Source organism: Pseudomonas sp. S11P7 (assembly GCF_023195435.1).
In the GTDB taxonomy this organism is placed as follows: domain Bacteria; phylum Pseudomonadota; class Gammaproteobacteria; order Pseudomonadales; family Pseudomonadaceae; genus Aquipseudomonas; species Aquipseudomonas fluorescens_G.
In genome coordinates this window covers 2,270,559-2,297,330 of record NZ_JALPKS020000002.1, presented here as the reverse complement: position 1 = coordinate 2,297,330, position 26,772 = coordinate 2,270,559, and the positions used below count along the sequence as shown (strand labels likewise).

Annotated in this window: 30 protein-coding genes, 1 tRNA gene and 2 pseudogenes; 9 read left to right on the top strand and 24 right to left on the bottom strand. The window is 59.2% G+C overall.

What is annotated here, in order from left to right; all coding sequences use genetic code 11:
• Nucleotides 1–508: 508 nt before the first annotated feature.
• From M0746_RS10805 to M0746_RS10790, 4 genes and pseudogenes are all read left to right on the top strand, one after another.
• The gene (locus tag M0746_RS10805) at nt 509–2,134 is read left to right on the top strand and encodes an NADP-dependent glyceraldehyde-3-phosphate dehydrogenase (protein ID WP_258449153.1); all 1,626 of its coding nucleotides are present in this window, start codon (nt 509–511) and stop codon (nt 2,132–2,134) included.
• 96 nt (nt 2,135–2,230) lie between these two features.
• Nucleotides 2,231–2,590, top strand: coding sequence for a DUF3302 domain-containing protein (locus M0746_RS10800; RefSeq protein ID WP_258449152.1), 360 nt, complete (start codon nt 2,231–2,233; stop codon nt 2,588–2,590).
• Between the two features lie 5 nt (nt 2,591–2,595).
• Nucleotides 2,596–3,555: an HlyD family secretion protein gene (locus tag M0746_RS10795; protein ID WP_208940977.1), complete on the top strand. Its 960-nt coding sequence runs from the start codon at nt 2,596–2,598 to the stop codon at nt 3,553–3,555.
• Between the two features lie 61 nt (nt 3,556–3,616).
• Nucleotides 3,617–4,656, top strand: a pseudogene (locus M0746_RS10790) (FUSC family protein).
• Nucleotides 4,657–4,659: 3 nt separating this feature from the next.
• On the opposite strand, the gene M0746_RS10785 reads toward M0746_RS10790, so the two are convergent.
• The gene (locus M0746_RS10785) at nt 4,660–5,553 is read right to left on the bottom strand and encodes a DMT family transporter (protein ID WP_258449151.1); all 894 of its coding nucleotides are present in this window, start codon (nt 5,551–5,553) and stop codon (nt 4,660–4,662) included.
• 149 nt (nt 5,554–5,702) lie between these two features.
• Here M0746_RS10785 and M0746_RS10780 point away from each other — a divergent pair, with 149 nt between their 5' ends.
• Both M0746_RS10780 and M0746_RS10775 read left to right on the top strand, forming a co-directional pair.
• Nucleotides 5,703–6,140 (top strand): Lrp/AsnC family transcriptional regulator, encoded by a 438-nt coding sequence (locus M0746_RS10780; RefSeq protein WP_258449150.1) that lies wholly within the window; start codon nt 5,703–5,705, stop codon nt 6,138–6,140.
• A gap of 58 nt (nt 6,141–6,198) precedes the next feature.
• On the top strand, nt 6,199–6,528 hold the full coding sequence (locus M0746_RS10775) for a YceK/YidQ family lipoprotein (protein ID WP_208940973.1): 330 nt from the start codon (nt 6,199–6,201) through the stop codon (nt 6,526–6,528).
• A 65-nt stretch (nt 6,529–6,593) separates the two neighbouring features.
• On the opposite strand, the gene M0746_RS10770 is transcribed toward M0746_RS10775, so the two are convergent.
• The gene (locus M0746_RS10770; protein WP_258449149.1) at nt 6,594–7,265 is read right to left on the bottom strand and encodes a Bax inhibitor-1/YccA family protein; all 672 of its coding nucleotides are present in this window, start codon (nt 7,263–7,265) and stop codon (nt 6,594–6,596) included.
• 122 nt (nt 7,266–7,387) lie between these two features.
• Between M0746_RS10770 and M0746_RS10765 the strand changes: the two genes are divergently transcribed.
• From M0746_RS10765 to M0746_RS10755, 3 genes are all read left to right on the top strand, one after another.
• Nucleotides 7,388–7,475, top strand: a tRNA-Ser gene (locus M0746_RS10765).
• 199 nt (nt 7,476–7,674) lie between these two features.
• Nucleotides 7,675–7,884: a hypothetical protein gene (locus M0746_RS10760; RefSeq protein ID WP_034156506.1), complete on the top strand. Its 210-nt coding sequence runs from the start codon at nt 7,675–7,677 to the stop codon at nt 7,882–7,884.
• Between the two features lie 1,156 nt (nt 7,885–9,040).
• A complete protein-coding gene (locus tag M0746_RS10755) occupies nt 9,041–9,259 on the top strand; it encodes a hypothetical protein (protein ID WP_258449148.1) in 219 nt (72 codons plus the stop codon).
• 125 nt (nt 9,260–9,384) lie between these two features.
• On the opposite strand, the gene M0746_RS10750 is transcribed toward M0746_RS10755, so the two are convergent.
• The 22 genes and pseudogenes from M0746_RS10750 to M0746_RS10640 form a co-directional block, all read right to left on the bottom strand.
• Entirely contained in the window at nt 9,385–10,116 is a 732-nt protein-coding gene (locus tag M0746_RS10750) for a hypothetical protein (RefSeq protein WP_100847995.1), read from the bottom strand.
• Nucleotides 10,117–10,542: 426 nt separating this feature from the next.
• A complete protein-coding gene (locus M0746_RS10745; RefSeq protein ID WP_258449147.1) occupies nt 10,543–11,085 on the bottom strand; it encodes a lysis system i-spanin subunit Rz in 543 nt (180 codons plus the stop codon).
• Entirely contained in the window at nt 11,067–11,630 is a 564-nt protein-coding gene (locus M0746_RS10740; RefSeq protein WP_258449146.1) for a glycoside hydrolase family 19 protein, read from the bottom strand. Before M0746_RS10740 ends, M0746_RS10745 begins: the two co-directional genes overlap by 19 nt.
• A gap of 49 nt (nt 11,631–11,679) precedes the next feature.
• The gene (locus tag M0746_RS10735; protein ID WP_258449145.1) at nt 11,680–12,729 is read right to left on the bottom strand and encodes a phage late control D family protein; all 1,050 of its coding nucleotides are present in this window, start codon (nt 12,727–12,729) and stop codon (nt 11,680–11,682) included.
• Nucleotides 12,730–12,826: 97 nt separating this feature from the next.
• Complete coding sequence (locus tag M0746_RS10730; protein WP_064596196.1) at nt 12,827–13,033, bottom strand: tail protein X; 207 nt, start codon at nt 13,031–13,033, stop codon at nt 12,827–12,829.
• Entirely contained in the window at nt 13,008–13,853 is an 846-nt protein-coding gene (locus tag M0746_RS10725) for a phage tail protein (protein WP_258449144.1), read from the bottom strand. Before M0746_RS10725 ends, M0746_RS10730 begins: the two co-directional genes overlap by 26 nt.
• 9 nt (nt 13,854–13,862) lie before the next feature.
• Nucleotides 13,863–16,544, bottom strand: a complete 2,682-nt coding sequence (locus tag M0746_RS10720; RefSeq protein WP_258449143.1) for a phage tail tape measure protein — start codon at nt 16,542–16,544, stop codon at nt 13,863–13,865.
• A 150-nt stretch (nt 16,545–16,694) separates the two neighbouring features.
• The gene (locus M0746_RS29430) at nt 16,695–17,294 is read right to left on the bottom strand and encodes a phage tail assembly protein (protein WP_446731329.1); all 600 of its coding nucleotides are present in this window, start codon (nt 17,292–17,294) and stop codon (nt 16,695–16,697) included.
• A 13-nt stretch (nt 17,295–17,307) separates the two neighbouring features.
• Nucleotides 17,308–17,811 (bottom strand): phage major tail tube protein, encoded by a 504-nt coding sequence (locus tag M0746_RS10705; protein WP_064364595.1) that lies wholly within the window; start codon nt 17,809–17,811, stop codon nt 17,308–17,310.
• A gap of 13 nt (nt 17,812–17,824) precedes the next feature.
• Nucleotides 17,825–18,991 (bottom strand): phage tail sheath family protein, encoded by a 1,167-nt coding sequence (locus M0746_RS10700; protein WP_258449142.1) that lies wholly within the window; start codon nt 18,989–18,991, stop codon nt 17,825–17,827.
• A gap of 105 nt (nt 18,992–19,096) precedes the next feature.
• Entirely contained in the window at nt 19,097–19,534 is a 438-nt protein-coding gene (locus tag M0746_RS10695; RefSeq protein ID WP_258449141.1) for a phage tail assembly chaperone, read from the bottom strand.
• A 2-nt stretch (nt 19,535–19,536) separates the two neighbouring features.
• Nucleotides 19,537–21,168, bottom strand: coding sequence for a phage tail-collar fiber domain-containing protein (locus M0746_RS10690; protein WP_258449140.1), 1,632 nt, complete (start codon nt 21,166–21,168; stop codon nt 19,537–19,539).
• Nucleotides 21,161–21,769, bottom strand: a complete 609-nt coding sequence (locus tag M0746_RS10685; protein ID WP_258449139.1) for a phage tail protein I — start codon at nt 21,767–21,769, stop codon at nt 21,161–21,163. Before M0746_RS10685 ends, M0746_RS10690 begins: the two co-directional genes overlap by 8 nt.
• Before the next feature lies 1 nt (nt 21,770).
• Nucleotides 21,771–22,651 (bottom strand): annotated as a pseudogene (locus M0746_RS10680) (baseplate assembly protein).
• Entirely contained in the window at nt 22,648–22,974 is a 327-nt protein-coding gene (locus M0746_RS10675) for a GPW/gp25 family protein (RefSeq protein ID WP_258449138.1), read from the bottom strand. The pseudogene M0746_RS10680 and the gene M0746_RS10675 overlap by 4 nt, the downstream one beginning before the upstream one ends.
• A 4-nt stretch (nt 22,975–22,978) precedes the next feature.
• Nucleotides 22,979–23,257: a hypothetical protein gene (locus M0746_RS10670; RefSeq protein WP_258449137.1), complete on the bottom strand. Its 279-nt coding sequence runs from the start codon at nt 23,255–23,257 to the stop codon at nt 22,979–22,981.
• Between the two features lie 57 nt (nt 23,258–23,314).
• Complete coding sequence (locus M0746_RS10665) at nt 23,315–23,881, bottom strand: phage baseplate assembly protein V (protein WP_258449136.1); 567 nt, start codon at nt 23,879–23,881, stop codon at nt 23,315–23,317.
• Nucleotides 23,878–24,390, bottom strand: coding sequence for a hypothetical protein (locus M0746_RS10660; RefSeq protein WP_258449135.1), 513 nt, complete (start codon nt 24,388–24,390; stop codon nt 23,878–23,880). Before M0746_RS10660 ends, M0746_RS10665 begins: the two co-directional genes overlap by 4 nt.
• Nucleotides 24,383–25,048, bottom strand: a complete 666-nt coding sequence (locus tag M0746_RS10655; protein ID WP_258449134.1) for a hypothetical protein — start codon at nt 25,046–25,048, stop codon at nt 24,383–24,385. Before M0746_RS10655 ends, M0746_RS10660 begins: the two co-directional genes overlap by 8 nt.
• Nucleotides 25,045–25,365: a head-tail joining protein gene (locus M0746_RS10650; RefSeq protein ID WP_041481040.1), complete on the bottom strand. Its 321-nt coding sequence runs from the start codon at nt 25,363–25,365 to the stop codon at nt 25,045–25,047. Before M0746_RS10650 ends, M0746_RS10655 begins: the two co-directional genes overlap by 4 nt.
• A 2-nt stretch (nt 25,366–25,367) precedes the next feature.
• Nucleotides 25,368–26,363, bottom strand: coding sequence for a major capsid protein (locus M0746_RS10645; RefSeq protein ID WP_258449133.1), 996 nt, complete (start codon nt 26,361–26,363; stop codon nt 25,368–25,370).
• A 62-nt stretch (nt 26,364–26,425) separates the two neighbouring features.
• Complete coding sequence (locus tag M0746_RS10640) at nt 26,426–26,770, bottom strand: head decoration protein (protein ID WP_258449132.1); 345 nt, start codon at nt 26,768–26,770, stop codon at nt 26,426–26,428.
• Nucleotides 26,771–26,772 lie beyond the last annotated feature (2 nt).

The following is a 26,772-nucleotide window of genomic DNA, read 5'->3' as shown; positions in this document are numbered from 1 at the left end:
ACGAATCTAAAACAAATCCCAAGCCAAGCACCGCTTCTCACCACTCAACAATGAGCGTTAGCTCGCGTGCCCTTGATCTTGATCTTGCGTCACCGGCGACATCGGAAGGCTGAGCGCAGGGATTGATCCGGGCGTGGGAGCGCAGCGACCGTACGACGAAGTCGTACACAGCGGAAGCAGGTGCAGCGCAGCAAACCGTAGCCGCTGCGCCCGGATCAGTCCCGGAGCGAAGGGACCCGAGCCTGCGAGGGCCGAACGTAGGAGCAAGCGTTTTGGGTTACCTTTTTGGCGTTTGAAAAAGGTGACCCGCTGTAAGAGCGGAACCCTAAGTAGCCGTTGCCGCAGCAACGGATATGTCCTCGATCAACAAACCAATCGCCTGAAAGAAAGCCTTGGCCCTCTCGTGACATTCGCGTGACATTCGCGGGTTTAAATCCCGGCGCATTCAGGCGTATAACCAGTACAGACTTTTCGGATCTGCATGCAGACATCAACACGGGGTAGCGACATGACCACAGCAAACATCCTCGGCAACCTGTTCCCTTCTGTCAGCGACATCCCGGAAAAATACCGTCTCGACGCTCAGGTCGAGCAACGCGAATACCTCGTCGACGGTGAACTGCGCCGCTGGGACGGCCCGCTCGCGCAAGTGCGCAGCCCGGTCTATCTGCAGGGTGCCAACGGCGATGAACAAGTGATTCTCGGCAGCACACCGCTGCTCGACGCTGAAACCGCCCTCACCGCCCTCGATGCTGCCGTCCGCGCCTACGACCGCGGTCAGGGCCTGTGGCCAACCATGCGCGTGGCCGAGCGCATCCAGCATGTCGAAGCATTCCTGCGGCGCATGCGTGAGCAACGCGAAGCCGTGGTGAAACTGCTGATGTGGGAAATCGGCAAGAACCTCAAGGACTCGGAAAAAGAGTTCGACCGCACCTGCGATTACATCGTCGACACCATCAATGCGCTCAAGGAACTCGATCGCCGCTCCAGCCGTTTCGAACTGGAGCAGGACACCCTCGGTCAGATCCGCCGCGTACCGCTCGGTGTTGCGCTGTGCATGGGCCCTTACAACTATCCGCTGAACGAGACGTTCACCACGTTGATACCGGCGCTGATCATGGGCAACACCGTGGTGTTCAAACCGGCCAAGCTCGGCGTGCTGCTGATCCGCCCGTTGCTCGAAGCCTTCCGCGACAGTTTCCCCACTGGCGTGATCAACGTGATCTACGGCAGCGGCCGCGAAACCGTCAGTGCGCTGATGGCCAGCGGCAAGATCGACATCTTCGCCTTCATCGGTACCAACAAAGCCGCCAGCGACCTGAAAAAACTCCACCCAAAACCGCACCGCTTGCGTGCCGCGCTGGGCCTGGACGCGAAGAACCCGGGCATCGTCCTGCCGGAAGTCGATCTGGATAATGCGGTCAGCGAAGCACTCACCGGCTCGCTGTCGTTCAACGGCCAACGCTGCACCGCGCTGAAAATCCTCTTCGTCCACGAAGACGTGGTCGACAGCTTCATCGAAAAATTCAACGCCAAATTGGCCACGCTGAAACCGGGCATGCCCTGGGACAGCGGCGTGGCGCTGACGCCGCTGCCGGAGTCGGGCAAGGTCGATTATCTGCATGGGCTGGTCGCCGATGCGCGCAGCAAGGGTGCCGAAGTGGTCAACCCCAATGGTGGCGAGGCCCGCGCGTCATTCTTCTACCCGGCGGTGCTGTACCCGGTGAACCCGCAGATGCGCGTCTACCAGGAAGAACAGTTCGGCGCGGTGGTGCCGATCGTGCCGTATCGTCACCTCGATACCGTGATCGACTATGTACTGGAGTCGGATTTCGGCCAGCAGTTGAGTATCTTCGGCACCAACCCGGTGGCGGTCGGTCGGCTGGTCGACACGTTTGCCAACCAGGTCGGGCGGATCAACCTCAACGCCCAGTGTCAGCGCGGCCCGGATACCTACCCGTTCAACGGCCGCAAGAATTCCGCCGAAGGCACGCTGTCGGTCCACGATGCGTTGCGGGTGTTTTCGATCCGTACGCTGGTGGCGACCAAGTTCCAGGAGAGCAACAAGGATCTGATCAGCGAGATCATTCGCGGGCGTGATTCGAGCTTCCTGACCACCGACTACATCTTCTGAGCCGCGTCATCGGCGCCTGATTCAAAGTCGTCAAGCGCCCGGCTCATCAGTGTCTACACTGATGCCAGCACTGTGCTGGATGCCGGGAGCTCGACCATGCTCGATTACTTCGCGTTAGGCGTGTTGGTGTTCGTTGGGCTCGTGCTGTTCTACGGGATCATCGTGCTGCACGACATTCCCTATGAAATTGCCGTGCACCGCAACCACCCGCATCAGGATGCGATCCATGCCACGGGCTGGGTCAGTCTGTTCACCCTGCATGCGCTCTGGCCGTTTTTGTGGATCTGGGCAATGGCCTATCGCGAAGATCGCGGCTGGGGTTTTGGTGACGGCCAATCCGTGCAAAACCATGTGGTTCGCCTGGAACAACAGGTGATCGAACTGCAAAGTCGCCTTGAACGACTCGAAGCGCTGACGGCCACTGCCCCGCCCGCCCCGCATAACCGGGAGGGCTGAGCCTCATGGACCTGTTGCTGATCCTCACGTACGCCGCATTCTGCGTCGCCCTGTTCAAGATCTTTCGTATCCCGTTGAACAAATGGACGGTGCCCACCGCCGTGCTGGGCGGCATCCTGCTGATCGGCGCATTGATCTTCACCATGAACTACAACCACCCGTACTCTGAGGTAGCGCGCACTTACTTCGTGTCCGTGCCGGTAATCCCCGTCGTTAGCGGCCAGGTGATCGATGTACCGGTGAAGGGTAACGAGCCGCTGGAAAAAGGCGATGTGTTGTTTCGCATCGACCCCACGCCGTTTGCAAACCGGGTGAAATCGCTGAAAGCACAGTTGGTCGCGGCCAAAGGTGATCGCTACCGCATCACCGAACTGATCCGGCGCAACTTCGGCACCCAGCGTGAACTGGATGCCGCCATTGCTCGCACCGATGACTTGCAGGCGCAACTGGATAACGCGCAGTTCGAACTGGACAACACCACCGTCCGCGCGCCGAGCAAAGGTTTTGTCACCCATGTTTCGTTACGCCCGGGGATGATGGCGAGCAAGTTGCCGTTGCGTCCGTCGATGGTGTTCATACCCGAGGAGGGCCAATATTTTGCCGCTTGGATGCGCCAGAACAGTCTGCTGCGCCTGACCGTCGGCGACGAAGCGGAAGTGGCGTTCGACGGCATTCCCGGCAAGGTTTTCGCAGGGCGAGTGAAAAATGTCATCGGCGTGATTGCCGAGGGTCAGGTGCAACCGTCCGGCACGTTGATCGGCTATACCGGTTCACCGCCGGCCGGACGGGTGCCGGTGATTATTGAAATCACCGATCCGGCCTTCGCTCAGTACAGCAAACAGATGCCAGGCGGTGCTTACGGGCAAGCCGCGTTGTACAGTCAGCACTTCCACCATATCGGTGCGATGCGCAAAATCCTCCTGCGTATGGCAGCATGGATGAATTACATTTTCCCGTTCCACTGATCTGAACCGAGATGACGAGAGGCTTGCACTGAGTACTTACAGCACCCATCGACTTCCGCCCCTGCTGCGCCGGATCTTGCGCCCTTTATTGGCCCCGTATCGCCGTTACCGCCACGCCCGACTGATCCACGCAGTGCGCGTGGCCCTTGGATTGCTGGCGACGATCCTGCTGACCACCGGCATCAACCTGCCCCACGGCGAATGGGCCTCGGTGACCATGCTGGTGGTAATCGGCGGCCTGCAACACCACGGCAATATCGGCAAAAAAGCCGCCGAGCGCGCCACCGGCACGCTGATCGGCGCCGCAGTCGGCTTGGCCCTGGTGGCGCAACACGCGTGGCTGGGCATGCCGTGGCTGACCTATTTTGCGATGGCCGTGGTCTGCGGATTTTTCTCCTATCACGCCATCGGCAAGGGGGTTACACCGCCCTGCTCTCGGCGATCACCGTGTTCATCGTCGCCGGGCATGGCGACAACCCGATCACCGATGGTTTGTGGCGCGGCGTCGATATCCTCATCGGCATTGCCCTCGCCCTGGCCTTCTCATTCGCCCTGCCGCTGTACGCGGTGTATTCGTGGCGCTACAACCTCGCTGATGCGCTGCGCGACTGCGCCACGGTGTATGGACGCATCATCAGCGGCCAGCCCGTCAGCGCCGACGAGCATTTGCGTTTGATGAGCCGTCTCGGCGCGGTGATGGTGCAGTTACGCTCGCTGATGCCTTCGGTGTCCAAGGAAGTGAAGATTTCCATGACCGAACTCGACGCGATCCAGCGCAACCTGCGCATGTGCATCAGCACGCTGGAAATCCTCGGCAATACCCGACCGGATGCCAGCGATCCAGAGGCCATGGCACATTTGCAATCAGCGCTCAAGGCCGAGCACCGGCAGATTCGCGTGCAACTGATCGGCATGGCCCGCGCCTTGAAAAGCGGCGCCACCAGTCGCCTCGACAGGCCACTGGACTTGCCGGAAGCCAACCTCGAGGCGCCGGTCTACAGCGCTCTGGACGGTTATCGCTTGTTGACCCGGCAACTGGCGGCCAACATCGCTGAGATGCGCCAGCGCCTGGCCAAATCCGCCCCGCGCTGGAACATCTGAGTTTTACTGCGCGGCCAGTCGCCGCGCTTTGAACCCCCAGCCTTGCTGCATGCCGGCGGCGGCCAGCAGAATCGCCGCCATGCCGACCCATTGCAGGATTTCCAGGCGATGGCCGAAGGCGAACCAGTCAACGAAGATCGCCGCAATCGGGTAGATAAACGACAGTGCGCCAGTCAATGCGGTCGGCAACTTCTGAATAGCGCCGTACAGCAGCACATACATCAAACCGGTATGAACAATGCCCAACGTCACCAGACTGGCCCAGGCACTGGGTGCTTGCGGCAACGCACTGAAATGCGCGAACGGCGCCAGCAGCAGAACGCCGGTGCAGACCTGAATCAACGCAATCAGGTGCGGCGGTGTGCCGGTCAGGCGCTTGATGATCAGCGCAGCAATCGCATACAGCAACGCCGCGCCCAAGGCCAACGCGATGCCCAGCAGGTAATCGTTGCCGCTCTCGCCTTGCGTGCCGTGGGCACTGACGATGGCCAACATGCCCATGAACGAAACCGCCAGCCAGAACAGCTTTTGCACGGTGATCCTTTCGCCCAGAAACAACGCCGCCAAGCCCACCAGCATGAACGGCTGCACGTTATAAACCGCAGTGCCGATGGCAATCGACGCACGAGAATACGAGGCGAACAACAGCACCCAGTTGCCGACGATCGCCATGCCACTGAGTACCGCGAGCAAAAACGTAGCGCGGGTCAGAATACCCGGACGCAGAAAACCGAACGCTGCGCAGATCAACAGCAAAGTGCCGGCGCCGAACACGCAACGCCAGAACACCACGTCGAGCACCGGTTGCCCGGAGACCAATACAAACCAGCCGATGGTCCCGGATATCAGCATGGCGGCGGTCATTTCCAGCGAGCCGCGACGCAAGGTTTTGTCCATGTTCAATCTCCCGAAGGGTTAGCGAAAGCATGGCAAAAGTATGCCAAGCACGCCGGGCGCTGCTCCAGCGCAAAAGACAGGCTAAACTGCGAATCTGCCTTTTTTATCGAGGGTCATTCATTGAAATGGCCTAATAGCGGAGTTAGCCCATGACTGACGATATCGATCAGATGCTTATCAGCGCCTTGATGGAAGACTCGCGCCGCTCGCTCAAGGCGTTGGCGCAGATCAGCGGATTGTCCTCGCCCAGCGTCGCCGAGCGCTTGCGCCGTCTGGAAGAACGCGGCGTGCTCAAGGGCTACACCGTCGAGATTGACCCGAAGCACTTTGGCTACCAGTTGCAGGCGATCGTCCGGGTGCGGCCTCTGCCTGGGCAATTGCAGGAGGTGGAGCGACAAATTCTGTCGATCCCTGAATTCACCGAGTGCGACAAGGTGACCGGCGAAGACTGCTTCATCGCGCGCCTGCACGTGCGCTCGATGGAACAGCTGGACACCCTGCTCGACCGGCTCAATACCCTGGCGGAAACCAACACGGCGATCGTCAAGAAAACCCCGGTCAAGCGCCGGTTGCCGCCGATGGCCTAGATGTTTTTTGTGATCATTCGGCGTAGATTCTGATTTTTCGCGGCTAAGGACTGGCGCTATGAAAATTCAGGCAATGCTGCTGGCAGCCATGCTGCTCGGCGGTTGTGGCACGATCCAGACGGTGGCACGTAACGATCAGGCCGCCGTAGACGGGCTGAAGGAACAAAAAAGCTATTGCGGCGCGGTGCCGAGAATCTACAGCGGCCTCGCCTACGACTTCTGCACGCTGAACGCTCCCTTGGCTTCAGGCATTGACCCTGATGACCATCGCAACGCGGCCATTCCGGTGGTACTGGTAGACGCCGTCGTCTCCGGCGCGCTCGATACCCTGCTGCTGCCCTACACGATTTACCGCCAGCAAGTGGATGGCAGCATCGTCATCAACTGAGCCGGCACTTTCCTGCAGACAATAAAAAACCCGCCGAAGCGGGTTTTTTATTGCAGCCATTACGATCAGTCGTCGCGGCTCATGATGCCGAAGATCTGCAGCAGGCTGACGAACAGGTTGTAGATCGATACATACAGGCTGATGGTCGCCATGATGTAGTTGCGCTCGCCGCCGTGGATGATCGCGCTGGTCTGGAACAGGATGCACACCGACGAGAACAGCACGAAACCTGCGCTGATCGCCAGTTGCAGGCCGCTGATCTGGAAGAAGAGGCTCGCCAGCGTGGCACCCAGCAACACGAAGAAACCGGCAGTGATGAAGCCACCGAGAAAGCTCATGTCCTTGCGGGTGATCAGCACATACGCCGACAGACCACCGAACACCAGCGCGGTCATCGCGAACGCCGAGCTGACCACTTCAGCGCCGCCTTGCATGCCCAGGTAACGGTTGAGGATCGGGCCGAGCAGGAAACCCATGAAACCGGTCAACGCGAAGGCCGATACCAGGCCCCACGCGGAGTCACGGAGTTTGTTGGTGAGGAAGAACAGCCCGTAGAAGCCGATCAGCACCACGAAGATATTCGGGTAGCCGACCCGCATCTGCTGCGCGACGAAAGCCATCACGCCGCTGAATGCGAGGGTGAGCGCCAGTAGGCCGTAAGTGTTGCGCAGGACGCGGCTAACCTCTAGCTGCTCAGCCTGCACGCTGTTATTAACTGCGTAATCCTGTTCGCGCATGGCGACACTCCTGTTGGTTTGAAACGTTCAGTCGCAAAGATCATAACAGACGCTCTGTAACAAGCCATGCAGAGAGTTTGACAGTGTGTTTCATTCAGGTATTATGGCGCCCGCAACGCAACGGAGGTGTGGCCGAGTGGTTTAAGGCAACGGTCTTGAAAACCGTCGACTGTAACAGGTCCATGAGTTCGAATCCCATCGCCTCCGCCATCTTATGTACGACAAAGCCCTGATTATTCAGGGCTTTGTCGTTTCTGGGATCTGAGATTTGTGCGGCTTTTTCCGAAGCGTTACAAAACTTTTTGCAACGCGTTACAAAACTCGCCATCTCCGGCGTCCTGCCGATCGTTAAAAAACTCTTCATGTAACACGTTGCTACGCTGGTTCTTTGGCTACCAAGGAAACCAAAATGCCCAACTCAGACCTGCTCCCTTCCCTGCTCTTCAAGATCAACGAAAACCAACTCGCCCTCGAAGCCGCCATCATGGAGCTATCGAATTGGGTTGAGCAGCGAGGGTCGGCCGATGTCGCCGAGAACGTCCGGGGCGCCCTCTGGGCAATAGACAAGAACGAGGAATTCATCAAGATGACGCTTGCGGTTTTGATGACACCCGAGTGACCGTTATCAGCCATCAGCAGCCATTCAAACGTGTCTACGAAACCCGCTGTGCTCAATGTTCCCGTCGCCCTCGCAGCCTGTCTGCTGCTATTGGCAAATGCTGAACGGCCGATGCACCAGCCCGCAGTTTTGACGTGGTGGCGGGTATAGCTCTTGCTTCCGATGACAACTGACAGCTACCAAAATCCCTTTGGAAGCTTGACTCATTGTTTTCCGCAAATCGGATACCAGGACAGCGAATTTTTTTCATAAAGTACAAGAGCGTCTGTCCCGGTAATCCGTGAAGAACCAATTTAAAGCGACTGGAAATTCCGGAATATGCTAGGTCTGATCGGACTTGGCCGGAGGATGAAGATTCTGGAAAGCCTCACTCACTTGCGCGAGCTCTTTCATAGCTTCCCCACTGGTCGGCCATGGCCCCCGCATTTCCGGGCCCAAGCATTCTTTACCGCCAGGAATTGAGTGATAACACTGTAACCCTGCCAGTTGGCCAAGCTCCCTCGGTTTGGTCCACCTCCAACTAACATCGATCTCATCCCGCGTCATTGCGCAAGGGCAATCTTGTAGTGGCTCCATCTTTCACCTTTCGCATTTGAGACAATTTTCTCTGCCGAGCATATATAGCGCATAGGCGCTCTTGGAGCGAGCCTCGCGAACAGGGGATCCAGTACCATCGGTAGTCGGCAAGACTGTCGGAATCAGTGGCTTCCGGCATTGCTCCAGACGTGCTGGGTTTCAGTACTGATCTCTACGTCGCGAATCTCCCCGTGTCGGAATGTGCGTCTTTACGTAGGGGTTGACCGGCTACATTGGGTCGAAAAGGGCCGCTCGCTAGTGGCCGCTATTGGCCGAAAGCGGCCGATAATGTAAAGCAGATAGCAATGGAGCGAGCTGGGCGTTCACTTGGAGGTGGGCTACAGGCCCTTAAAGGTAGCGAGTTCGAGTCTCTCCTTGACCGCCAAATTCTAAAAACGCAATCCCCTTATTTTTCTAGAGAAAGTCGGGGGTTTGTGGTTTTTGACGTTTGTAGAATGGCAACATGGGACAGATGCGGCATTTTAGGGCGGAAATAGCCCTCAATAAATGATTGCTTGGGCTAATCTGTCCTGGCGGGACGAATGAGGCTTTACGAACCTTTCGCTCAAGGATGATCCACATGCCAAGTAATTCAGACGGCAACATCGCCACTGCTGATGCGTTGACGTTGCTCTTGCACAACCAGCATGCTCTCGGTGCGGCGATTGAAGAGATTACCAACTGGATTTCAGGGGCTGGTGCAGACAATATTGCTGATAACGCAATTGCAGCTCTGGAAACCCTGGACACGAATGCAAAAGCGATTACGGATGCGATTATGCGGTTACGGAGTTGTTAGCGAGTCGCGTCAAGGCACCAACCGTGCCGACTTTAATTGTCCGACAATAATCTAGATTTAAAAACGAACACGGGAAACTAAGAAGAGCCGCGACCTGCGCGACTCTTCTCTTCGTCTGCTATAGATTATAGGGATTGTAATGAAATGCTGGCGCTCGTTGAGTCTTGCTGGCTATCTGCATCCATCCAGACCCATTGAGTACCGTCGCCCTGCAAGTTATTACTGATGTTTTGAATCTGAGTGGCAACAATGGTCACTGCCCCTTTTTCCGAAGCAGTAGGTCCAATGTTAGTGACTTGCCCGACCAGTAAGCCATTTGACGTTTCATTCACAACAAATACGGTTGCAGCGGCTTCGCGGAACTGGCACGAAATGAACTGTGTGATTTTGCTAACAATTGTCAGATTCATCCATTTCGAAGGCGGCACGGAATAGTAGCGATTATATTTGTTAAACGGGTACTGCTCCCCGTTAGCCTGCAACGAGTTGTTGTTTAGTCCGCTCGTATTCGTTGGCATGCTGGTACTGCCCAACCACACCTCAACCTGTGCAATGCCGCTGTTACTAGGCAACGAAACTGAGATTGTCTGAGTGTCAGTGCCGGAAACGAATCCCAGCGATGCCAAGCCGGCATTGGCGGTGGTGCCGGGGACAGTGATGGTTGCAGGAGGCTGGCTATTGCTCCATACAACATTTACGGCTGCATTGTTATCGCTGCCGGCGGAATTATAAATGAAAATTCCGTAAATCTGCCCCGGACGCAACGTCGTGCAAGTGGCCGTATCACCTGCATTTAAAGTGATCCGTTGACCGCCGTTCCAGTTAATTTGTGATGCCGCAATAGCGAAGCTTTCCATGGAATAGTCCTTTAATAGTTTATGGCATGAGTTGGTGCGCAAGATATCCATACTTCCATTGCGCGTTACGAGAATAGATCCGATATAGGAAAGTGCTTCCAATTTTTTAGAGTTATTGGCTATTAAAGGGTGATGGCTAAAAGCCATTTTCTTTTTCGGCCGTAAGTTATTGGTCTTCCGTTATTTAGCGCCCGAGAATGCGGCTTGTTTCGCTCTTAATCGTCAAGCGCTTAGAAATAAGCTAACTATGGTCACAGCAGGATGGGTGTAGACATAAAAAGCAAGATTTTTACTGTGCGGATAAACAGGTTCTAGGCTCGCCTCGCTTTGTGCACGGAGCAAGAGCCTTGGCTTGACTTGCAGGGACTATCTGCAGGGAACGCGGTCGATCCGGAAGTTGACGCATCTGGACCGGCCACTCTTTTTTTACTTCGGTGTTGAGACTTCTTTCGCGTATGCCTGACAGGCGGCGAGTGCAATCAGTCCTCGGTCGCCGTAATCGGTGATGCCGACAATTCGTTGAGCATGCGCTGGGTCAAGTTCGGCTCTTGTGGAGCCATGAACCACGCTGCTGGTGGCGGTGGTGGCTGACACCGATCCGTGGCCGGCGCCGGTGGTGGCGTCGAGTAGGACTGACAGGCGCAGATCAGCAGTGGCAAGGCGGTCGCGCAGGCGACCTTGATCACGTTGGGCATCACTCAAGGCTCGGTAATGGGTTTGTTCGCTGGTAGCCAGGCGCTGCTCGAGCGCGAGGCGTTTATCCTGTTCGGCACGCTGCTGCGCAACCGTGGCCAGGGCCAACTGGTTGAAGGTTTCGTTGTGGAGTCGGGCCTGCTCTGCGAGCTGTTTGCCGTAGCGCCAACCCTGGACTTGCCAAGTAATGGCCGCGGAACCACCGACTAAGACGACCAGCAGCACGCCTTTTGCCAGCAGCCGATACGGCGCCGGTATCAGTTCGCCGAGACGCATAGCACCGCCCTCGCCCGGCCCCACAATTCCAGCCGATCCTGCAGGCCATTGAGGCCGCCGTTGATCCTGCGGGTGATCGTGTTGAATTCGTTTTGATCGGCCAGCGCGTTCAGCCCATTCACTGACCAGAACCATGCGGCCGACTCGGCGGCCCACTGCGGCAGCTCCAGCAGTTCAGGCGTGCGCAGCAATCGCTCGTCACCGAACAGCGCCAAGCTGCAGCGCAGGTAGTTGTCGTGGCCAGTGACCTGGATCAAGCCGCGACCGCGATAGCGCTGGCCATCACCATCCGCTGCCGGCGTATTGCCCAGTTTTTCAGCCAGGTTGCCAGTGTCGTATTTGCTCAGGTACTGGTCGCCGCCCAGTTCCCGGACGTACTGCAACTGTCCCGACTCGTGACCGACTTGCGCCAGAAAAGCGGCTTGGCGTTTCGGCGTGTTGATCTGCCTATGGGCCATGGCTGTGTTGAGGGCGGATACAAAAACGCCCGCTTGGCGGCGGGCGTTGGGCATGATGCTTTGCAGCTGTTGTTCAGTGATAGACATACAGACTCCAGACATAAAAAAACCGCACTCAGGCGGCGATGGGATGCGGTTACTGTTTCTCGATGTTCACCACCTTGAGTGGTGGTTTCGGCCCTTTCTTTTTCTTGCCCTTGGATTTACCTGCTTTGCCGGCATTGCATTCGACCGTGGTCGACCAGCCGGACTGGGTGAACACCTGCTCAACCGAATCCGCCAGGTATTCGCCATCAAGCCCGACCTTGAAACCCTGCGCGATGATGGGACGCTCGGCGAAGATGTCCGTCCGGCCGGGCATTTCAAGCCGCACATCGGCGGTCGAACGGTTGAACGCTGATAGACGGGCCTTGGCGGCCGCTTCAGCAGCCGTCTTGTTTGGGTAGATATGGCGGTCGGTATGCACTGCCGGCAGCCCGTCCGGAGCATCATCGTTGTCAACGGTGACCACCGCCAGCTTTCCGTCCTTCTTGTTCTGGTGCTTGGTGGCGACTGCCTTGTGTGAGTGGCGATCACCGAGACTGAATTGCCATCGGCTGAGGTCGCGTCGAGTCAGGGTGATGGCACCAAACGTTTTGCCGCTTGCTGTCTGGCCACCCTGGCGCGGCATCACCAACAGCTTGCCGTCGGCGACTTTGGCTGTGCAGTCGTATTGCTTGGCCAGACGCGTGATGAAATTAAAATCGGACTCGTTGAGCTGGTCGACCCGGGCGACCTTGGTCGACACCGGACACACCGGCGTCCAGCCATTGCGCGCGGCGACGTCAGCTACGATCTTCGACAGCGGCACGCCTTCCCAGCTTCCGCTACGGATGGTTTTGCCACTGCCACGCACGTCGCTGGCCTTGCCCTTGATCACGATCGTGTCCGGCGGGCCTGACACCTCGACCGTGTCGACGGTGTAACTGCCCATACGCGTCAAGGTCGTTTCGGCATAGCCCAAGTAGATCTCAATTGAGCTGCCACGCCGTGGCAATTGCACTTGCCCATCACGGTCGTCGATACGCAACTCAAACTCGTCGGACTCCATGCCCGGCTTGTCAGAGGTGCGCAGCAGCAACAGGCAATCATTGATCTTGGCCGTGACGTCGGCCCCATCGGCGACAATTCGAAACATCGGGGTCATGGTTTTTTCCAATAAAAAACCCGCACAAGGCGGGCCAGAAAAACAAGGTGTCGTTACGCATAACGCGACGCGGTGCCGGCGAAGGTATCGCCCCGGCTCAATCCCACAAACTGACGCCCTCACTGGTCGGACTCGGCAGATCCGGCAGGACGATAATCACGCCCGACCGGAACGGCTGAGGCTCATCGGCCAGCCCTTGATTGGCATCGAGCACAGCCTCGACGCTGCCATTCAGATGGCCGTACACATTGTTGCAAATGACATCGAGCATGTCGCCGTCAGACGTCCTGCATGTCGTCGCCATAGCGCTCAAACTCCAAAGTGAAGCCCTGTTTGCGAGCAATCCCGCCGTGCAGCAGTGCGGACTGTTCCTCGTTGATGTTTTTCAGGCACCACGTCCCGATCACCTCGCCATAGCCCGTGGTCAGCGTCAGCGGCTGCAGCCTGGCCCCGATGGAACGCAGGGTGTCGAGCTGCTTTAAACCGCCTTTGAAGCCCGGATAGATCGTGCCCTTGAGCGTCAACTTTTCATCGCCCATACCGATGGCCTGCTTCGCCGGCCGGCGCGTCAGCCGCTCCTGCGAAGCCCAGCGGAATTCGGTCGAACGACTCAGCTCGTCGAACGCTGCTGTGTCCAGGTTGAAGTAATACGGCTCAATCTTCGGATCGCGCGGTTGAATGATCATCAGATGCGGGAACGGCTTCACCGCCTCCGGCGCCGGCGTGGCCTCCACGGCAAAGGAACTGGTGGGCACGATGTTGGCCAGCGACGGACTGACCTTGCCGGCGACGTTGTTGATTGCCGTGGCCGCTTTGCCCGCCTGTTCCTTCAACGTGCCCAGCCGATCCTGCACTTCGGCCGCCGCCCGGGTGGCGCGGCCGTACACCGCCACCACCTGACCGACCTTGGCCTGAGCCGCGTCGACGCCGCGCATCACCCGCTGAAGTTTGGCGCCGATGGCCGGACCAACGAACGGGATGTTCTCCAGCTCGGACGCGGCGCCGGTCAGTTCGCGGATCGCGCCATTGACCGGGGACAGCATGCCATCCGCGCTACGCCGCCCGGTTTCCGCCGCATCCATCAGATACTTCAGACTTGATTGCATCTGCTCCATGTAAGCCATGAAACCTCCTTAAACATGGGGTTCGTCGTACAGCTTGGCGGCATTACTCCTCGCCGCGTCCGCCATCATTCGCTGCATGTGCGGCATCAGATCCTGCGCCAAGGTTTGCGGGTCTTTGACATCGCCCTGCACGGTCACCGGCATACTCAGCGAATACTCAAACTTTTGATCCACCTTGGCCGGCTCCGCCTTCGCCGCCTCCTTGGGCTGAATGGCCAGCGCCGCCGACTTGAGCGGCGCCGTCACTGCCATCGAGCGCGCGACATCCCCCAGCACCGGGCCTTTCTGCGCCGCTGACGCCATCATGAGCGGCGTGGTCGGCACGGGCGTCTTTGGTTTTTCCTCAGGTTTGTCATCCTCGCCACCGAACAGCGATTTACCCAAGGATCCGCCCAGCGCCGCACCGCCCTGACTGCCCAGATAAGCACCGATCATGCCGCCGATCGCGGTGCCGATGATCGGCACAACCGAACCGATAGCGGCGCCTGCTGCTGCGCCGGCCATGGTGCCGGCCAGATTGCCCGCGGCCGAACCGTAACCTTCGGCTTTTTCGTCCTTGGTCTTGGCGTTTTGAAAGGTTTCAAGCGCCATCGCGCCGGACTCCAGCAGCGTGCCGCCAGGAATGACCTTGGCCGCCTTGCTGACCTTACCGACGGTTTCTGCGACGACGCCAAGCTTGGACAATGCCCCACTTGGAACGGAAGGGACTGATGGCGACGGGATCGCAACAGGTGGCCGCGAAGGCGGAACGGGTGGCCGTGAAACCGGAACAGATGGACGTGAAACCGGTACAGGCGGACGAGGCACAGACGGGCGAGGACCTCTCGAACTCGGCAACGTCCGGCGACGAGCGCTACGGCTTGATCCACGTCCGCGCCGGCGCGATTCGCCCGGCGCATCCACGCCGCCACCCATAGCGCCGGCATTAACGACGAAAACCTTTTGGACGCCGTCGTTACCTGCATCATTTGCAGCACCAAGACCACCGCCTGTAGCCGCTTCCTTCACCCGCGAAACAACATCCAGGCCAGTCGCTACCAGATCAAGCTCCCCGGAATTTTTATTGCGTGTTTCGCCCCCACCCCGGCCACCGCGCGCCCCACGCGCAAGGTTTAACACCCCCTTGCCGATCTTGACCGTGCTGATGATACCTTTTAAGGCGATCAGCCCTGCTCCGACCGTGGCGATACCGGCAACTACCCCGGGCGCACTATCCGTAAGCGACGTAATGCCTTTAGTAACCTTGGTCAACGACTCGGCCACGGTGTCCGTCACCGGGCGCAGCGCATCGCCGATGCTGCGCATGGCGTCATCCATCGACTGGGCCATTTCCGCCCATTTTTGCGATGACGACTCGCGCCGCTCGGCGAGGTTCTTGTCGAGGATCCCGGTCGCGTCACGCGAATCGTTTTTGAGCTGGCTGTACAGCGCCTTGTTCTGCATGTAGGCCGACAGCGCGGCCTTGACCTGCATGTCGGCGAACAGGTCGCCGGTGCGCAGGGATTCTTCCAGCGAGGCCATCATGGCCTTGGCCTTTTCAGGATCGGCTTGCTCGCTGATTTTTGCCGTGGCCTCGGCCATTTTCGCCGCACGCGCCGGATCGGTCGCCTGAATGTATTTCTGAGCCAGCGCCATGCTGGTCTCAAGCGTGGACATACCGTTTTGCAAACCGGTCTGCATCGACCCCTTGTAATCGATACCGGCTTTTTCGTAGGCCTTGACCGTGTCGGTCGAGCCGATTTTGCCCATCCAGTTTTTCAGGTTGTTGGCCGCTTCGTCCGAACTGCCGGCCTGCTTCATTTGCACCTGCAGCATGGCACCCAGTTGCGTCACCGCATCCAAGCCGGTGATACCGTTGCTGGCCATGTTGGCCAGCAGTTCCGGGAACCACTTGGCCATGTCGGCCGCTTCAAAGCTGCCCGCCTGACCTTGGTAGGCGATCGCTTCCAGCGCTTGCTGCATCTGCTTGGGATCGGTGATCTTGGCGTTCTGCCCCAGGGCGTTGATCATCTTCGCCGTATCGACGCCGCTGGATCCCTGCCCCACGACAAACTTGGCCGCGACAGGCGCGTATTCCAGCGCCTTGCTCAGGTCCATACCGGCGCCGACCAACTGATTGACCACGTCGGCCACATCGTTGCGCGCCATGCCGGTGTCGCGTGAGGTGTCGATGATCTTGCGCGACATCTCCTGCTCTTGCGGCTTGTTGGCAATGCCGGCCTTGATCGCGATGTCACGCACAATCGCGCCAAAATCAGCGCTGACCTTGGTCGGTACCGCCATGGCACCGACACCGACCACCGCTGCACCCACGGCGCCCTTCATGCCCTTTACGCCAGAATCGATCTGCTCATGACCCTTGGCTTTCAGCTCGGCTTTGTTGGCCGTCTGCCCCATCGAGCGATAGGCTTTTTCCAGCTTGCCGACCTCGATCCCCTGCTTTTTCAAACTGTCCAGGTTCGAGTTCAAACGGTTGAGTAATTTGGACGCACCGGCCGCGCCGGTGTCGTGAGCCTTTTTCCATTCTTCGCGCAGGCGGATGGTGTCGCCAATCGTGCGCTGCAGCACGCGCGCTTTGTTGCCTTCAGCCTCAAGGCGCTTGATGCGCCCGGTCACATCCTTGAACGCAGAGCCGACCGTGGAACTGACGGCGCCGCCGATCACCAGCCCGAGGGCGATTTTGTTTGCCATGTGATGGCCCCCATGTGCCCAGCACTACCCAAGGCGGCTCAATCCGTGAGCCACCACACCATTTCCGCAAACGGCATCGAATGGATCTCGGCGGCGGAAAATCCGGTTTCCGCCGCCAGACGTTTCGCCGCCGCCTTGATCACGCTGGGGTTAAAGCCCGTCGTCGTTGTCCATGCGAAAATAGCCGGCCTGCAAGCGGTTAAAATCCACCAGCTTCAGCCCCTCCAGATCCGCGACAGGCGCACCGGACAATGCAGCAAACAACACCAGCTCGCGCTGCTCATCATCACCACCGACTTCACGGTTGGCCGCCCGCACGTCGCCCACGGTCGGCGAACGCAAGGCCAGCTTGTCGACGGTCACGCCGTTGATTTCACTCGGACACGACAGCGTTACCAGCACCTGATCGGTGGTCAGCGACAACCACGCCGGCATGGAGTCCGAATAATCGGTTTTCGGTACCAGGTGCGAATACGCCGTTTGCACGCGGCGATAATCCGTCAGCTTGAGGCCTTCCAGATCCTTCAGTCCGACTTCGGCGAGACCGGCGAACAGCATCAGTTCGCGCTGTTCATCATCGCCGTTGGCAGCACGATCAGCCGCACGCACTTCACGCACGGTCGGGTTACGCAGGTTCAAGGTCTCGACGTCGACACTGTTGGCCTTGCTTGGACGGGTCAGCGTTACAACGGCACCGATTGCACTGAGCGACAGCCAGGCCGGCAGGTTTTTAGCGATTGCTTGAGTCATCTGGATCTATTCCTTACAGGCCGAGTGCGTTGCGCACTTCGAGCAGTTGGTCTTTGCCGTCGATCACCTGAATGCCGGCGACCATGTCGATTTCGTACATCAGGCGCCCGTCGATTTCGAGCTTGTAGTAGGTGACCGCTACGGCGTGTTTGATCTCGGCCGCATCACCGGCTTTCCAGTCACCCAGATCGACCTCTTTGAGCCGACCGCGCAGAGTGGCAACGACCGCTGTCACCGCGCCCTTTTGGCCCTTGAAGGCACCACGGAACGTGGCGTTGAACGCCGTGCCGTCCGCAAGGCCGAAGTACTTCAGCGACTCGCGACGCACGCCCTTGGTGACAAACGAGGCTTCCATTTTTTCCAGCCCCTGATCCATCTCGATGGGGCCGGCCATGCCGCCCCCACGATATTCGTCAGTCTTGGTGGTCAGCTTGGGCAGCGTCAGGCTGGGCACGTCGCCGGAGAAGTTCACGCCGTCGACGAACAGGTTGGTGTTGTACAAAGTCTGAGGAATCATTGGTTACGCCCCCTTAGGCTGCTTCAAGCACTTCGGTCATCCATTGATCGGTGACTTCGAAAAGGAAATTCGGGTTTTCTGCCGGCGGCACGTCGGTGAAACGGATGCGCCAATACACCTTGCCCTGGGCGATCTGGCTGGCCGTGTTCAGTTCGGTGTCGGGGAACACTTCAAAGTTGATGATCGCGCCTTGGGCTTTCAGGTCGGCCATGAACGCGTTGAGACCGTTGGTGACATCGGTCACGTAGGTCTTGGTGATCGAGCGGTCAACCGCCCACTTGTGCCCGGCCTGCACCGCGTCCATGAGGATGAACAGCGTGCGAACGCGGGTAACGAATGCCCACTTTGGATCGCTCGACAGCGTGCGGTTACCCCACAGGCGGTAACCGTCATCGCGAATGATCGTGGTGATATTGGAGTTGTTGAGCAGGTTGGCCCGGCAGGTCTCGTCGCCGTCCAGGTACTCGACCGCGCGACCGGTTCCGGTGATGCCGGTCAACTCCTTGTTCGAAGGCGAGGCCCAGAAACCGTATTCAGCATCCGTCCAGGCAAACAGGCCCGCCGCCCAAGCCGAACCGGGCGCGTCGACGGTCTTGCTGGTAATGGTGTCCCAGTACTTGACGCCCGGGTCGACCATAAACAGGTTGCGACTGCCGAAGTTCTCGGCGTAGGCAATAGCAGCCTCGTCGGTCGTACCCGGGCCGTCGATGATGCCGATCGCGCGCAGCTTCTGCGCCACGCTGTCGAGCGCCGTGGCCACCGCCTGAGTCGCCGTATGGCCCGGTGCGATCAACAGCCGCGGCTGGGCGTTGAACAGGCTTTTGCCATCGAGCAGCGCCTGTAAGCCAGTACGCTGCCCCGACTCCAGCACGCCGCCGATGATTGCCGAGGTTTGCAGCGCAGGGTCTTCCAGCTTGGCCACGCCGATGGCGACGATCACCGCCTTGGCTTTGACGTAGATCGCCTGACAGGCCTTGGTGATTGCCGAATCGGCGCCGAAGGCGGCAATGGCTTCGCGCTCGGTGGTGATCAATTTCAGTTCGCCGGCCTTGGCCGTGCCGCCGCCGAGAACGCCCGGGGTGAAGGTGGCACACAGACCGATGATCGACGACGACGGCAGCGAGATGGTGCGCGCGCCAGTGTCGACCGACGTGGTCGTGACGCCGTGGAAAAAACTCATAAGGGTCAGTCTCCAGAAACGAAAAAGCCCCGCATAAGCGAGGCTGTAAGGGGTGTTCGTGTTACGAGTAACGGAAAATAAAAACGCCCCGTCAGTGCGGGGCGTTTATTGGGTTTGATTGGCGATCCACTCCGGCAGAAGTGGCCGGCCAGCCACATCGGGAAAAACATCAGATTGCGGCCAGTCCCGCAACGCCTGCAAGTACACCAGCAATTCGGCGAACTGCTCAGCACTGAGGGTAGTGGCCGCCCCCACTTCGACCTGATCCCGATGCCGATCGCGCAGCCAAGAAACCCGCATTACTTCAGCATCACGCCAAGCGCGCTCTGCCGCCGCCAGATCCTGAGAACTCGGCGGCAACATATCGACCAGAATCGGCAGCCCGCCTTCATCGTGACCTCGTCGCTTGCCCAAGGGCGGATTCGCCAAGACTTCTAGAAAACGCGCCTCGCTGATCGCCACCGCATCGCTGGGAATCTCACTATGAAAGCCCTTGAAATAAGTGCAGCCCGTTGACTGCGCATAAAGCCTTTGCATACCCATGTTTAACTCCCTACTGATATCCAGAAGACGTTGCCACCGATAGCGCCAAGCGAGGAACGCAGCATAAATCCAGTTTTCAACAGCGTGTCAGGCGCAGCGCCATATGGGACGACGTCCGAGGCCGCCGCAGTGGCAACCGTCCCGTCCGTGGCCAGCACGACAAAACAAGCATTTGCGTATGCAAGCGTGAAACTTATCGGCGTTTTATCGACGTAGCTCCCAAGCCCCCACTGAATGGTAAAACCGCCAAGCCAGCTAGGGAAAACCACATAGCCGTTTGGCGTAAGGCTCGACAAAAAACCTAGCCTGAGTTTTTTCGGGGTCACAATCGTGGCGTCATCGGTGCCGGCAACGGTCTGCGCCTGCGTGGCGATCTTGGCCGTACCCAGTTTGATTTCCGTGGCTTGCGTCGCCAAAGCCGCGAGCGCAGCAATGTCGATATTCCCCTGATTAATCGGCGCGTTCCACGCCTTAATGCACCATACGACCGCGATGTTTCGAGGCCGGGAACGCATGAAGTCGACGCCGCCATAAGCCGTTCCAGGCGTTTGCACGCCTTCCATGCTTAGCGAGACTGTAGCCGTTGCTGTTGCCAACACTGTGACCGGTTCGGAAACAGCCGGAGCGGTGTCATATTCCAACCCGAGAACTCGCACATGCGCCGCGTTGTTCATGTTCGGCACAGGCAGGTTTTGCCCATCACCATCACCATACGTCGCCGTACCTACTTGCCAGCTACCGACCGCACGGCCCGCATCCACTTCGCGCCCATGGTCCCAACCACGCAGGAACTCGCCGCGCGAGTCCGGCAAGCGGAAATTGCCGGCACCCTCATCGCCCTTGTTGAAGGCCGTGCCGAGGAAAGCGGCCAGATCGGGATAAACCGCGATGCTCTTAACACTGCCGTCCAGCTCCAGAAACCCGGGCGCCACCTTGTCGAGCGGAAACGCCACCGTCGCACCAACTGGCAGCGCCGAGGCCTGCGCGATCATCGCCTCAATTTCCGGCTTCGTGTAGGTGTCCTTAATGCCCATCCCAGCCAGCGTTTCCGGGTTATCACCCGACACGAACACGCCGCGATCATTGACCTTGACGCGGGTGTATTGGCCTGCCGCCTTGTTCTTCGGCAGCACTTCCAGAATGGCCGCGTCGACGTAGGCCCGCGAGGCCAGCACAATCGCCGGATCGATCTTGAGCTGAATGTTGCCCGTGCTGCTGACAATGAAGTTCATGCGCACGATTTGCGTGCGGCCCGAGCCTTGCGACAGCAGCGGTTTGAAGCTTGGCGCGCAGTTGGCCACCGCCACCAGATCGCCGTCCGCGTCGTAAAGGCCGATTTCGCGAATCCACTTACCGCCCTCGTCGGCCGGAATGATTTGCTCGGCGATGATTACTGCCGGGTTGATCGGGTCGATCTTCAGTTGGTTCAGCGGCTTGCAGCGCCACTCGTTGAGCAGCTTGGTTTGACTGGCCGACGGCACCGGGTTGGGCGGGTCCGCCAGTCCGTTCGGATTGGCATCCCCGACGCCCATTTGCGTGATCAGCCAGGGAATGCCGAGCGCGTCGGCATTCGCCTGCTTGGCCATCCCCACGTCTGTGAGGATCGCGAAAAACTGCGAATTCGCATCAATCATAATAAACGTCCAGGGTGTCTATGGTGTGTTCGCGACCGACTACGCCAAAGCGGCCAGTGACCTCAATGTCACGCATGACGGGCGGGTACACGTCGATTTCGTCGCCTTCGTAGAGGGACACGGCGATATTCAAATTGCCTTGAGTTTCAAGGCTGATCGCCAGCCCGGTCAGTTGACGGGTGACGGGCTTGGCATCGTCAATCAGGCGATCAAGCTCCTGATACATTTCTTCGGTGATGCCGGTATCGAGAACCCCGACCTTCAGCGCGAAGGTGCCCGGCACGCCTTCCGGCACGGTCTGGAACCACTCGACGATCTCGATCAGATAGCCCAGCGGCTCGACCACACGGCGCAAAGCGCCGATGGTGCCCTTGTGTTTGTGGATGTAGTAAGACGCCTTGATGGCCGCGCGCTTGGTTGCCTCAGACCATCGGTAGTCCCAGCGATCGACAGACCACGCCCACGCCAGATGCGGCAGAAAATGCGCCGGACAGGTGTCGGGGTTGTAGAGGTCGCGCAGTGGGACAATCGTCTTTTCAAAAAAGGCGGCCTCCATGGCCCGTTCCAGTTGCGTGCTGTTGAGCGGCAGTAAACTTTTCATATCAGCCCGCCAGCCTCACGTTGTACTGCGTACAGAACGCCGCTTGCGCCTTGGTCGGGGCCAGATCCTGCCACCCGACCAACTCGACTCGGGCAACGCCGGCAACGTGCAACTGGGCGTCGACAGCGGAGCGGGCGACCTCGACGCCCAGCCGCTTGCGTGGGTTGATCCAGGCTGCCAAGCGGCTTTTCGCCTCGGCCAAACTGGCATCCGCTTCAGGGCCAGCGCTGGCCATGTGCAAGATGGCGTCAATTTCGTAACGGATCACCTGCGCACTCTGCACGGTCACCCGATCACCGACCGGTCGAACGTCATCGTCATTCAACGCAGCAGCCACCGTCGCCAGCAGCTCCGGCGGCGCTTCGCCCTCCCCTCTAACCCCAGCACCGTTACCGTAACGTAACAAGGCTTCGGGCTTTCAGCCGTGGCATCCGCCACCAACCCCGAGGCGTTACGCGCGTGCAGGATGTAGCTGTTACGCGGGCCGGCCGTGGTCAAACCCTCATAGGCCAACTGGATGCGCTCGCGAAACGGTTCGTCGTCTTCCATGACCTTGGGCACTGGTGGCACCGCCAGCAGATCTTCGGCCTGAATGACCAGGCGCTGCAGATTGACGTTTGCACCCAAGTGATCGAGGTCGCCGCGAATGGCATGGGCCAGCAGCAGCGCTTTGCCGGCGTCATTGACTCGGGCGCGGTTGCCGACCTTGTTGTAAGCCCCGACCTCAAGCACTTTGACCACTGGATCGCTTTCCAGCGCAGCCGTCCAGTTACCACCCATGTACCCGCGAAACACGCTCAGCCCGTCCTGATAAACCTCCTCGAAGTCCAGAGGCTCCAGCACGGTCGGCGCCGGCAGCGACGACAGATCAACGGTACTCATGCAGCCACCTCCAACGTGACGCCGTCGCCCAGGTATTTCCCGACGATTTGCAGATTGATTCGCCCGCCAATGACGGAAATGACGCGAACCTGGTCGAGTTTCAAGCTCGGCTCCCAGCGCCCAAGGGCGCGGGCAACCTCGGCCTGTACGGCGCTTTTCCAGCCCTCATTAACGGGCAAATCGACAAACCGCCGCAGCTTGCTGCCGTACTCCATGCGGTGCCGGCGACTGCCCAGCGGCGTGCTCAAAATGTCGCCAATGGCTTGCCGCAGACGCTCGATGCCGGATATGGGTTGGCCGGTGTGGCGATCCACTCCGATCATTTGATTACTCCAGCAGTTGTTCCAGATCTGGATGCGCCTTCAAAAACGCATATTGATCATCACCACATGCGGTAACACGACCAGCAACAACAGCAAGCGCGCCGCCGCTGGGCATAATCAAGGTGCGCGAGGTGAAAACCTTGTCGCGGAAAACGCGTGGCGGCCCGATTGGTTCCACCGCGTTAGCAGTCGCAGGAAAACCCAGCGGCGCCGGTTTCAATCCCGGAACAGCAATGGCTTCGGATACGCCGTCGGAATCGCCATCAGTTCTAGACTTACTCATAAGGCACACTCCAGATGTTAAAAAGCCCGCGCTAGGCGGGCTGTGGTGAGTTGAAAATTAATGCGTGTGGTGATTGCTGTTGCCGGTGGCATCAATGATCGCGCCGGCGCTGGTGATGCCCTTGGTAACGTGCAGCGCGCCGTGGATCATCACCGCCGCTTTCAGATTGATGTTGCCGGTGGTCACGTTCACCGCGCTATCAGTCACCACCGCTTCCGTGCTGGCCACTTTGATGGTGACCGTGCCGCTGGGCAGGGTGATGCTGTAGTTCTTGGCCTGCCAGTCGTAGATCAGCGAGCCGCCATCATCGAAGCGCCAGACCTCAACATGGTCGCGGTTGTCTGGCGGCGGTCCGGCATTGCCATACAAGCCCGGGACAAACGTGCCTTGTGACACGTCACCGCTGGGACTGATCAAACTGCCCTGCTCGCCCAAAGACGGCGCCCGCCAATGCCTGGCCTTGCCGGCGGCGATGCTGTGCCAGCGCACCCAAGCGCTGACCCATTCACTACCGTCTGACACGCGACACACCGGCGGCGATGCGGACAGATCCACCGCGACCACGTAGCAAGCCTTTACCGCCCCCGCGATCATGCGGTCATGCTGGGCGCTTGCGTAGCTCACGGCAGATCCTCGGGCTGGAATGGCCCATCACCCGGATCAATGTCCAAGACCAAGGTCCCTGGCGGTTCGTCCAACCACGGCCATTCCTCAACGCCGAGATAAACCTGCTGAGTCCACTCCACCAGCCACACTGTGTAACCATCCAGGTGCGGCTGGGTAAAGTCCTGCAGCGATTGCACAAACTCGGCGGGTTCAACTGCCAATCCCCACGTCTGCGCACGCAGCAGCACCGCCAACTGCGTCGCCAATTGCACGACCTGTTGATGATGGTGCGGCTTGATCGGGTCAACAATGATCCGAGCCTCGAACTTGCAGACCAGCGAGGTTTCGCCGGTACCGATATCGGTACCCGGCTCGATCTCGGCCACCTCCAGAAATACCGCTGGCAGCAACACGCGATCCTTAATGTCTGGCCAGGCTGTGACGGCCTGCACGCCAGGCAAGTGGGTACGCAGATGTTGTTCTACCGCCCGATAAAGCTGGTCCAGGCTGAACGGTTCTTCAGACATTGCCGATCCTCTTGAGGTATTTCTGCAGCTCAAAGTTGAGTTCTTGTTTGAGAATCGCCAACAGGATCTCATCTGCCTTTTTGACCCAGCTGTCGAAATGCGGCCGGGCTTGCTCCAGCGACACCTTGGCCTTGGCCAGCGGGAAACGACTACCGTTTTCGGCGACCCAGCCCGAACTCGGCCCGCGACTGGGGGAGACCGTGCTGTCCGGGTAGTCGTCCGCGTTAAAATGCTTGCTGGCCGTACGGATCCAGATGTCGGGCTTGTTGCCGTAGACCTTCTTGAGAAAGGCACCTTGGTAACGCCGCCCCGCCACCGACACACCGCTACCGGTCTGCCGCGCCCGGCCGATCCGGCTGGATTCGATGGTGTTCAACCCAAACCATAATTTGCCGCTCGCGGCCGCGCCGGAAACTGAATAGCTGCGCAACCGCTGACGCACCGCTGCTACGGCAATGCGCTCTGACCGGCTGACGGCTCGGGCAATGTGCGTGCGCAACCTTCCCAACGTTTTGTTGATCGCGCGCCGATGCGCCGCAGCAGCCGCTTTCGGCACCACCTTGGCAAAGTCCTGGAACGCTTGAGAATGTGCGGCCGAGGACTGGATGGAGATCATCCCGCCCCCGGCCGAGGGTTTGAAATAGCTGCCGACGCTCATGGCCGTAACCTCAGAATCAGGGCGACCAGCCCGTCACCGCTCGGTTCGAGCTGGATCAGGTCGTAGTCACCGCCGCCATCCAAGGCAGGCAGGTCAACGCTGACCAACATGCCCTGTTCTAGACCTTGCGAATCGCTGACGCGGATCTCGAAGCGAGGCTCGCGCAACCCGGTGTTGAGCTTGCCGAACTTAGGTTGCAGCCAGGGCGCGGCAAACATGCCGAACACTGGCTCGTCGCGACCTTCGATCCGTGCAGTGTCGCCCAGCGTTTCGAACACCACCGCGTCGACCTCGGCGACCAGATCGCGAAAGCCCACGGTCAGAGTTCCAGCAGGATCTGGGCGCGCGGTCGAGTGCACAGGTGCAACGGGTTCGACTGCGCCTCACCGGCCATGCCTTTGTTGAAGGGCAGCGGCTCGATCATGCTGTAGTACGGAATACCTTGGGTGTTGACCGTTTCCATGTAATCAGCCGGCGCGAACACCGAGATGTACAGATCCGGCACGCCTTCAGGCACCAGCAGTGCCTTGTCGTCGTGGACGAAAGACACGCCGGCGACCTTGCCACGATAGCGCTCCCAAATGATGCCGCCGAACTCGAAGCTTTCGCGCGCATCACCACGTAAGGCAGCCGCTTGCTGACTGTTAAGGTAGGTTTCCTTGACCGACTTATGAACGATCAACTTGTTCCAGAAGTTCTTGCCGCAGAAGGCGCGCGAGCCGGTGCTGGTCACGCTGCCCAGCGCATCCTCCTGGATGTCCAGCGCCTCACCGCACTTGACCCGCAGCTCGGTACCGGCTTCAGTCAGCCCCATGGACAACTTCTGACGCTGAACACCGAAGCGTTCATACAAGTCCAGCAGCACCGTCGAACCATCAGCGTCGAGGATCTGGCCGTTGAGTGCGCCCATGCGCTGGAACTCATGCGTCGCATCCAACTGACGACGCGCCTTTGCCAGACGTGCATTGACCACGTCCTGCACCGCCTGCAGCTCGGTGCGAGTGCCGAAGGCGCGAATGCCTTGGATCTCATCCGCCTTGATGGTGAAGCGCTCAGGCAGGTGTACGGTGTTGAACGGGATCAGGTTGCGCTTGCTCGCAGCAACCACCAGGCCAGAACCACCGCGCTCACCGGCCGGCACCAGTGCCAGGGTGTCACCGTCCTTTTCAATCTGCACGGTCAGGGTGGTAATGCCTTCCTCGCGGAACAGACCCAAGGCGCTGATGCGGCCCGGCAGGTAGGGCTGATCATTGAGTGCAGCGGTCAGCGAGGTAACGGTAAACGCTTCGTCTTCAAAAATGGCGATATCGGCCATGGGTACTCTCCAGAAACGAAAAATCCCGCACGCGGCGGGATGCATACAAAAAAAGGATCGACTTAGCGGACGATCACGAAATGCGCGGCGAGTGCTTTCTCGGCGGCCAGATCGAGGCCGGTCAAATGCGCTTCACTGACCTCGGCCAACCGCACCACGGCGCGACCGCGACGCACCACATCGGATTCACCCAGCGGGCCGTAAAGAATGGCGACAGCGTTTTCGGTGCCGTCCTCAGCCGTTGGGTTGTACGGTGCGAATTCGCCGGAAGCGGTCACAAGTCCGAGGATTTGTCCCGGCCACAACGCTGGACCGGCCGCGATTTTGATCGCTTCACGCGAAATGGTGCCGGCGCCTTCGGACAGCAGGAATTCACCTGCGTGCATCGGTTCCTGTTTGATGGTCATGC

Coding starts and splice junctions, on each gene's coding strand:
- M0746_RS10660 (WP_258449135.1), bottom strand. CDS start 24,390: ATGTCTGAAGAACCGTTCAGCCTGGACCAGCTTTATCGGGCGGTAGAA.
- M0746_RS10695 (WP_258449141.1), bottom strand. CDS start 19,534: ATGGGTATGCAAAGGCTTTATGCGCAGTCAACGGGCTGCACTTATTTC.
- M0746_RS10720 (WP_258449143.1), bottom strand. CDS start 16,544: ATGGCAAACAAAATCGCCCTCGGGCTGGTGATCGGCGGCGCCGTCAGT.
- M0746_RS10640 (WP_258449132.1), bottom strand. CDS start 26,770: ATGACCATCAAACAGGAACCGATGCACGCAGGTGAATTCCTGCTGTCC.
- M0746_RS10745 (WP_258449147.1), bottom strand. CDS start 11,085: ATGCGTCTCGGCGAACTGATACCGGCGCCGTATCGGCTGCTGGCAAAA.
- M0746_RS10800 (WP_258449152.1), top strand. CDS start 2,231: ATGCTCGATTACTTCGCGTTAGGCGTGTTGGTGTTCGTTGGGCTCGTG.
- M0746_RS10760 (WP_034156506.1), top strand. CDS start 7,675: ATGCCCAACTCAGACCTGCTCCCTTCCCTGCTCTTCAAGATCAACGAA.
- M0746_RS10730 (WP_064596196.1), bottom strand. CDS start 13,033: ATGGCGACGACATGCAGGACGTCTGACGGCGACATGCTCGATGTCATT.
- M0746_RS10675 (WP_258449138.1), bottom strand. CDS start 22,974: ATGATCGGAGTGGATCGCCACACCGGCCAACCCATATCCGGCATCGAG.
- M0746_RS10805 (WP_258449153.1), top strand. CDS start 509: ATGACCACAGCAAACATCCTCGGCAACCTGTTCCCTTCTGTCAGCGAC.
- M0746_RS10705 (WP_064364595.1), bottom strand. CDS start 17,811: ATGATTCCTCAGACTTTGTACAACACCAACCTGTTCGTCGACGGCGTG.
- M0746_RS10770 (WP_258449149.1), bottom strand. CDS start 7,265: ATGCGCGAACAGGATTACGCAGTTAATAACAGCGTGCAGGCTGAGCAG.
- M0746_RS10750 (WP_100847995.1), bottom strand. CDS start 10,116: ATGGAAAGCTTCGCTATTGCGGCATCACAAATTAACTGGAACGGCGGT.
- M0746_RS10685 (WP_258449139.1), bottom strand. CDS start 21,769: ATGAAAAGTTTACTGCCGCTCAACAGCACGCAACTGGAACGGGCCATG.
- M0746_RS29430 (WP_446731329.1), bottom strand. CDS start 17,294: ATGACTCAAGCAATCGCTAAAAACCTGCCGGCCTGGCTGTCGCTCAGT.
- M0746_RS10785 (WP_258449151.1), bottom strand. CDS start 5,553: ATGGACAAAACCTTGCGTCGCGGCTCGCTGGAAATGACCGCCGCCATG.
- M0746_RS10725 (WP_258449144.1), bottom strand. CDS start 13,853: ATGGCTTACATGGAGCAGATGCAATCAAGTCTGAAGTATCTGATGGAT.
- M0746_RS10780 (WP_258449150.1), top strand. CDS start 5,703: ATGACTGACGATATCGATCAGATGCTTATCAGCGCCTTGATGGAAGAC.
- M0746_RS10690 (WP_258449140.1), bottom strand. CDS start 21,168: ATGATTGATGCGAATTCGCAGTTTTTCGCGATCCTCACAGACGTGGGG.
- M0746_RS10740 (WP_258449146.1), bottom strand. CDS start 11,630: ATGTCTATCACTGAACAACAGCTGCAAAGCATCATGCCCAACGCCCGC.
- M0746_RS10755 (WP_258449148.1), top strand. CDS start 9,041: ATGCCAAGTAATTCAGACGGCAACATCGCCACTGCTGATGCGTTGACG.
- M0746_RS10655 (WP_258449134.1), bottom strand. CDS start 25,048: ATGAGCGTCGGCAGCTATTTCAAACCCTCGGCCGGGGGCGGGATGATC.
- M0746_RS10735 (WP_258449145.1), bottom strand. CDS start 12,729: ATGACCCCGATGTTTCGAATTGTCGCCGATGGGGCCGACGTCACGGCC.
- M0746_RS10795 (WP_208940977.1), top strand. CDS start 2,596: ATGGACCTGTTGCTGATCCTCACGTACGCCGCATTCTGCGTCGCCCTG.
- M0746_RS10645 (WP_258449133.1), bottom strand. CDS start 26,363: ATGGCCGATATCGCCATTTTTGAAGACGAAGCGTTTACCGTTACCTCG.
- M0746_RS10700 (WP_258449142.1), bottom strand. CDS start 18,991: ATGAGTTTTTTCCACGGCGTCACGACCACGTCGGTCGACACTGGCGCG.
- M0746_RS10670 (WP_258449137.1), bottom strand. CDS start 23,257: ATGAGTAAGTCTAGAACTGATGGCGATTCCGACGGCGTATCCGAAGCC.
- M0746_RS10775 (WP_208940973.1), top strand. CDS start 6,199: ATGAAAATTCAGGCAATGCTGCTGGCAGCCATGCTGCTCGGCGGTTGT.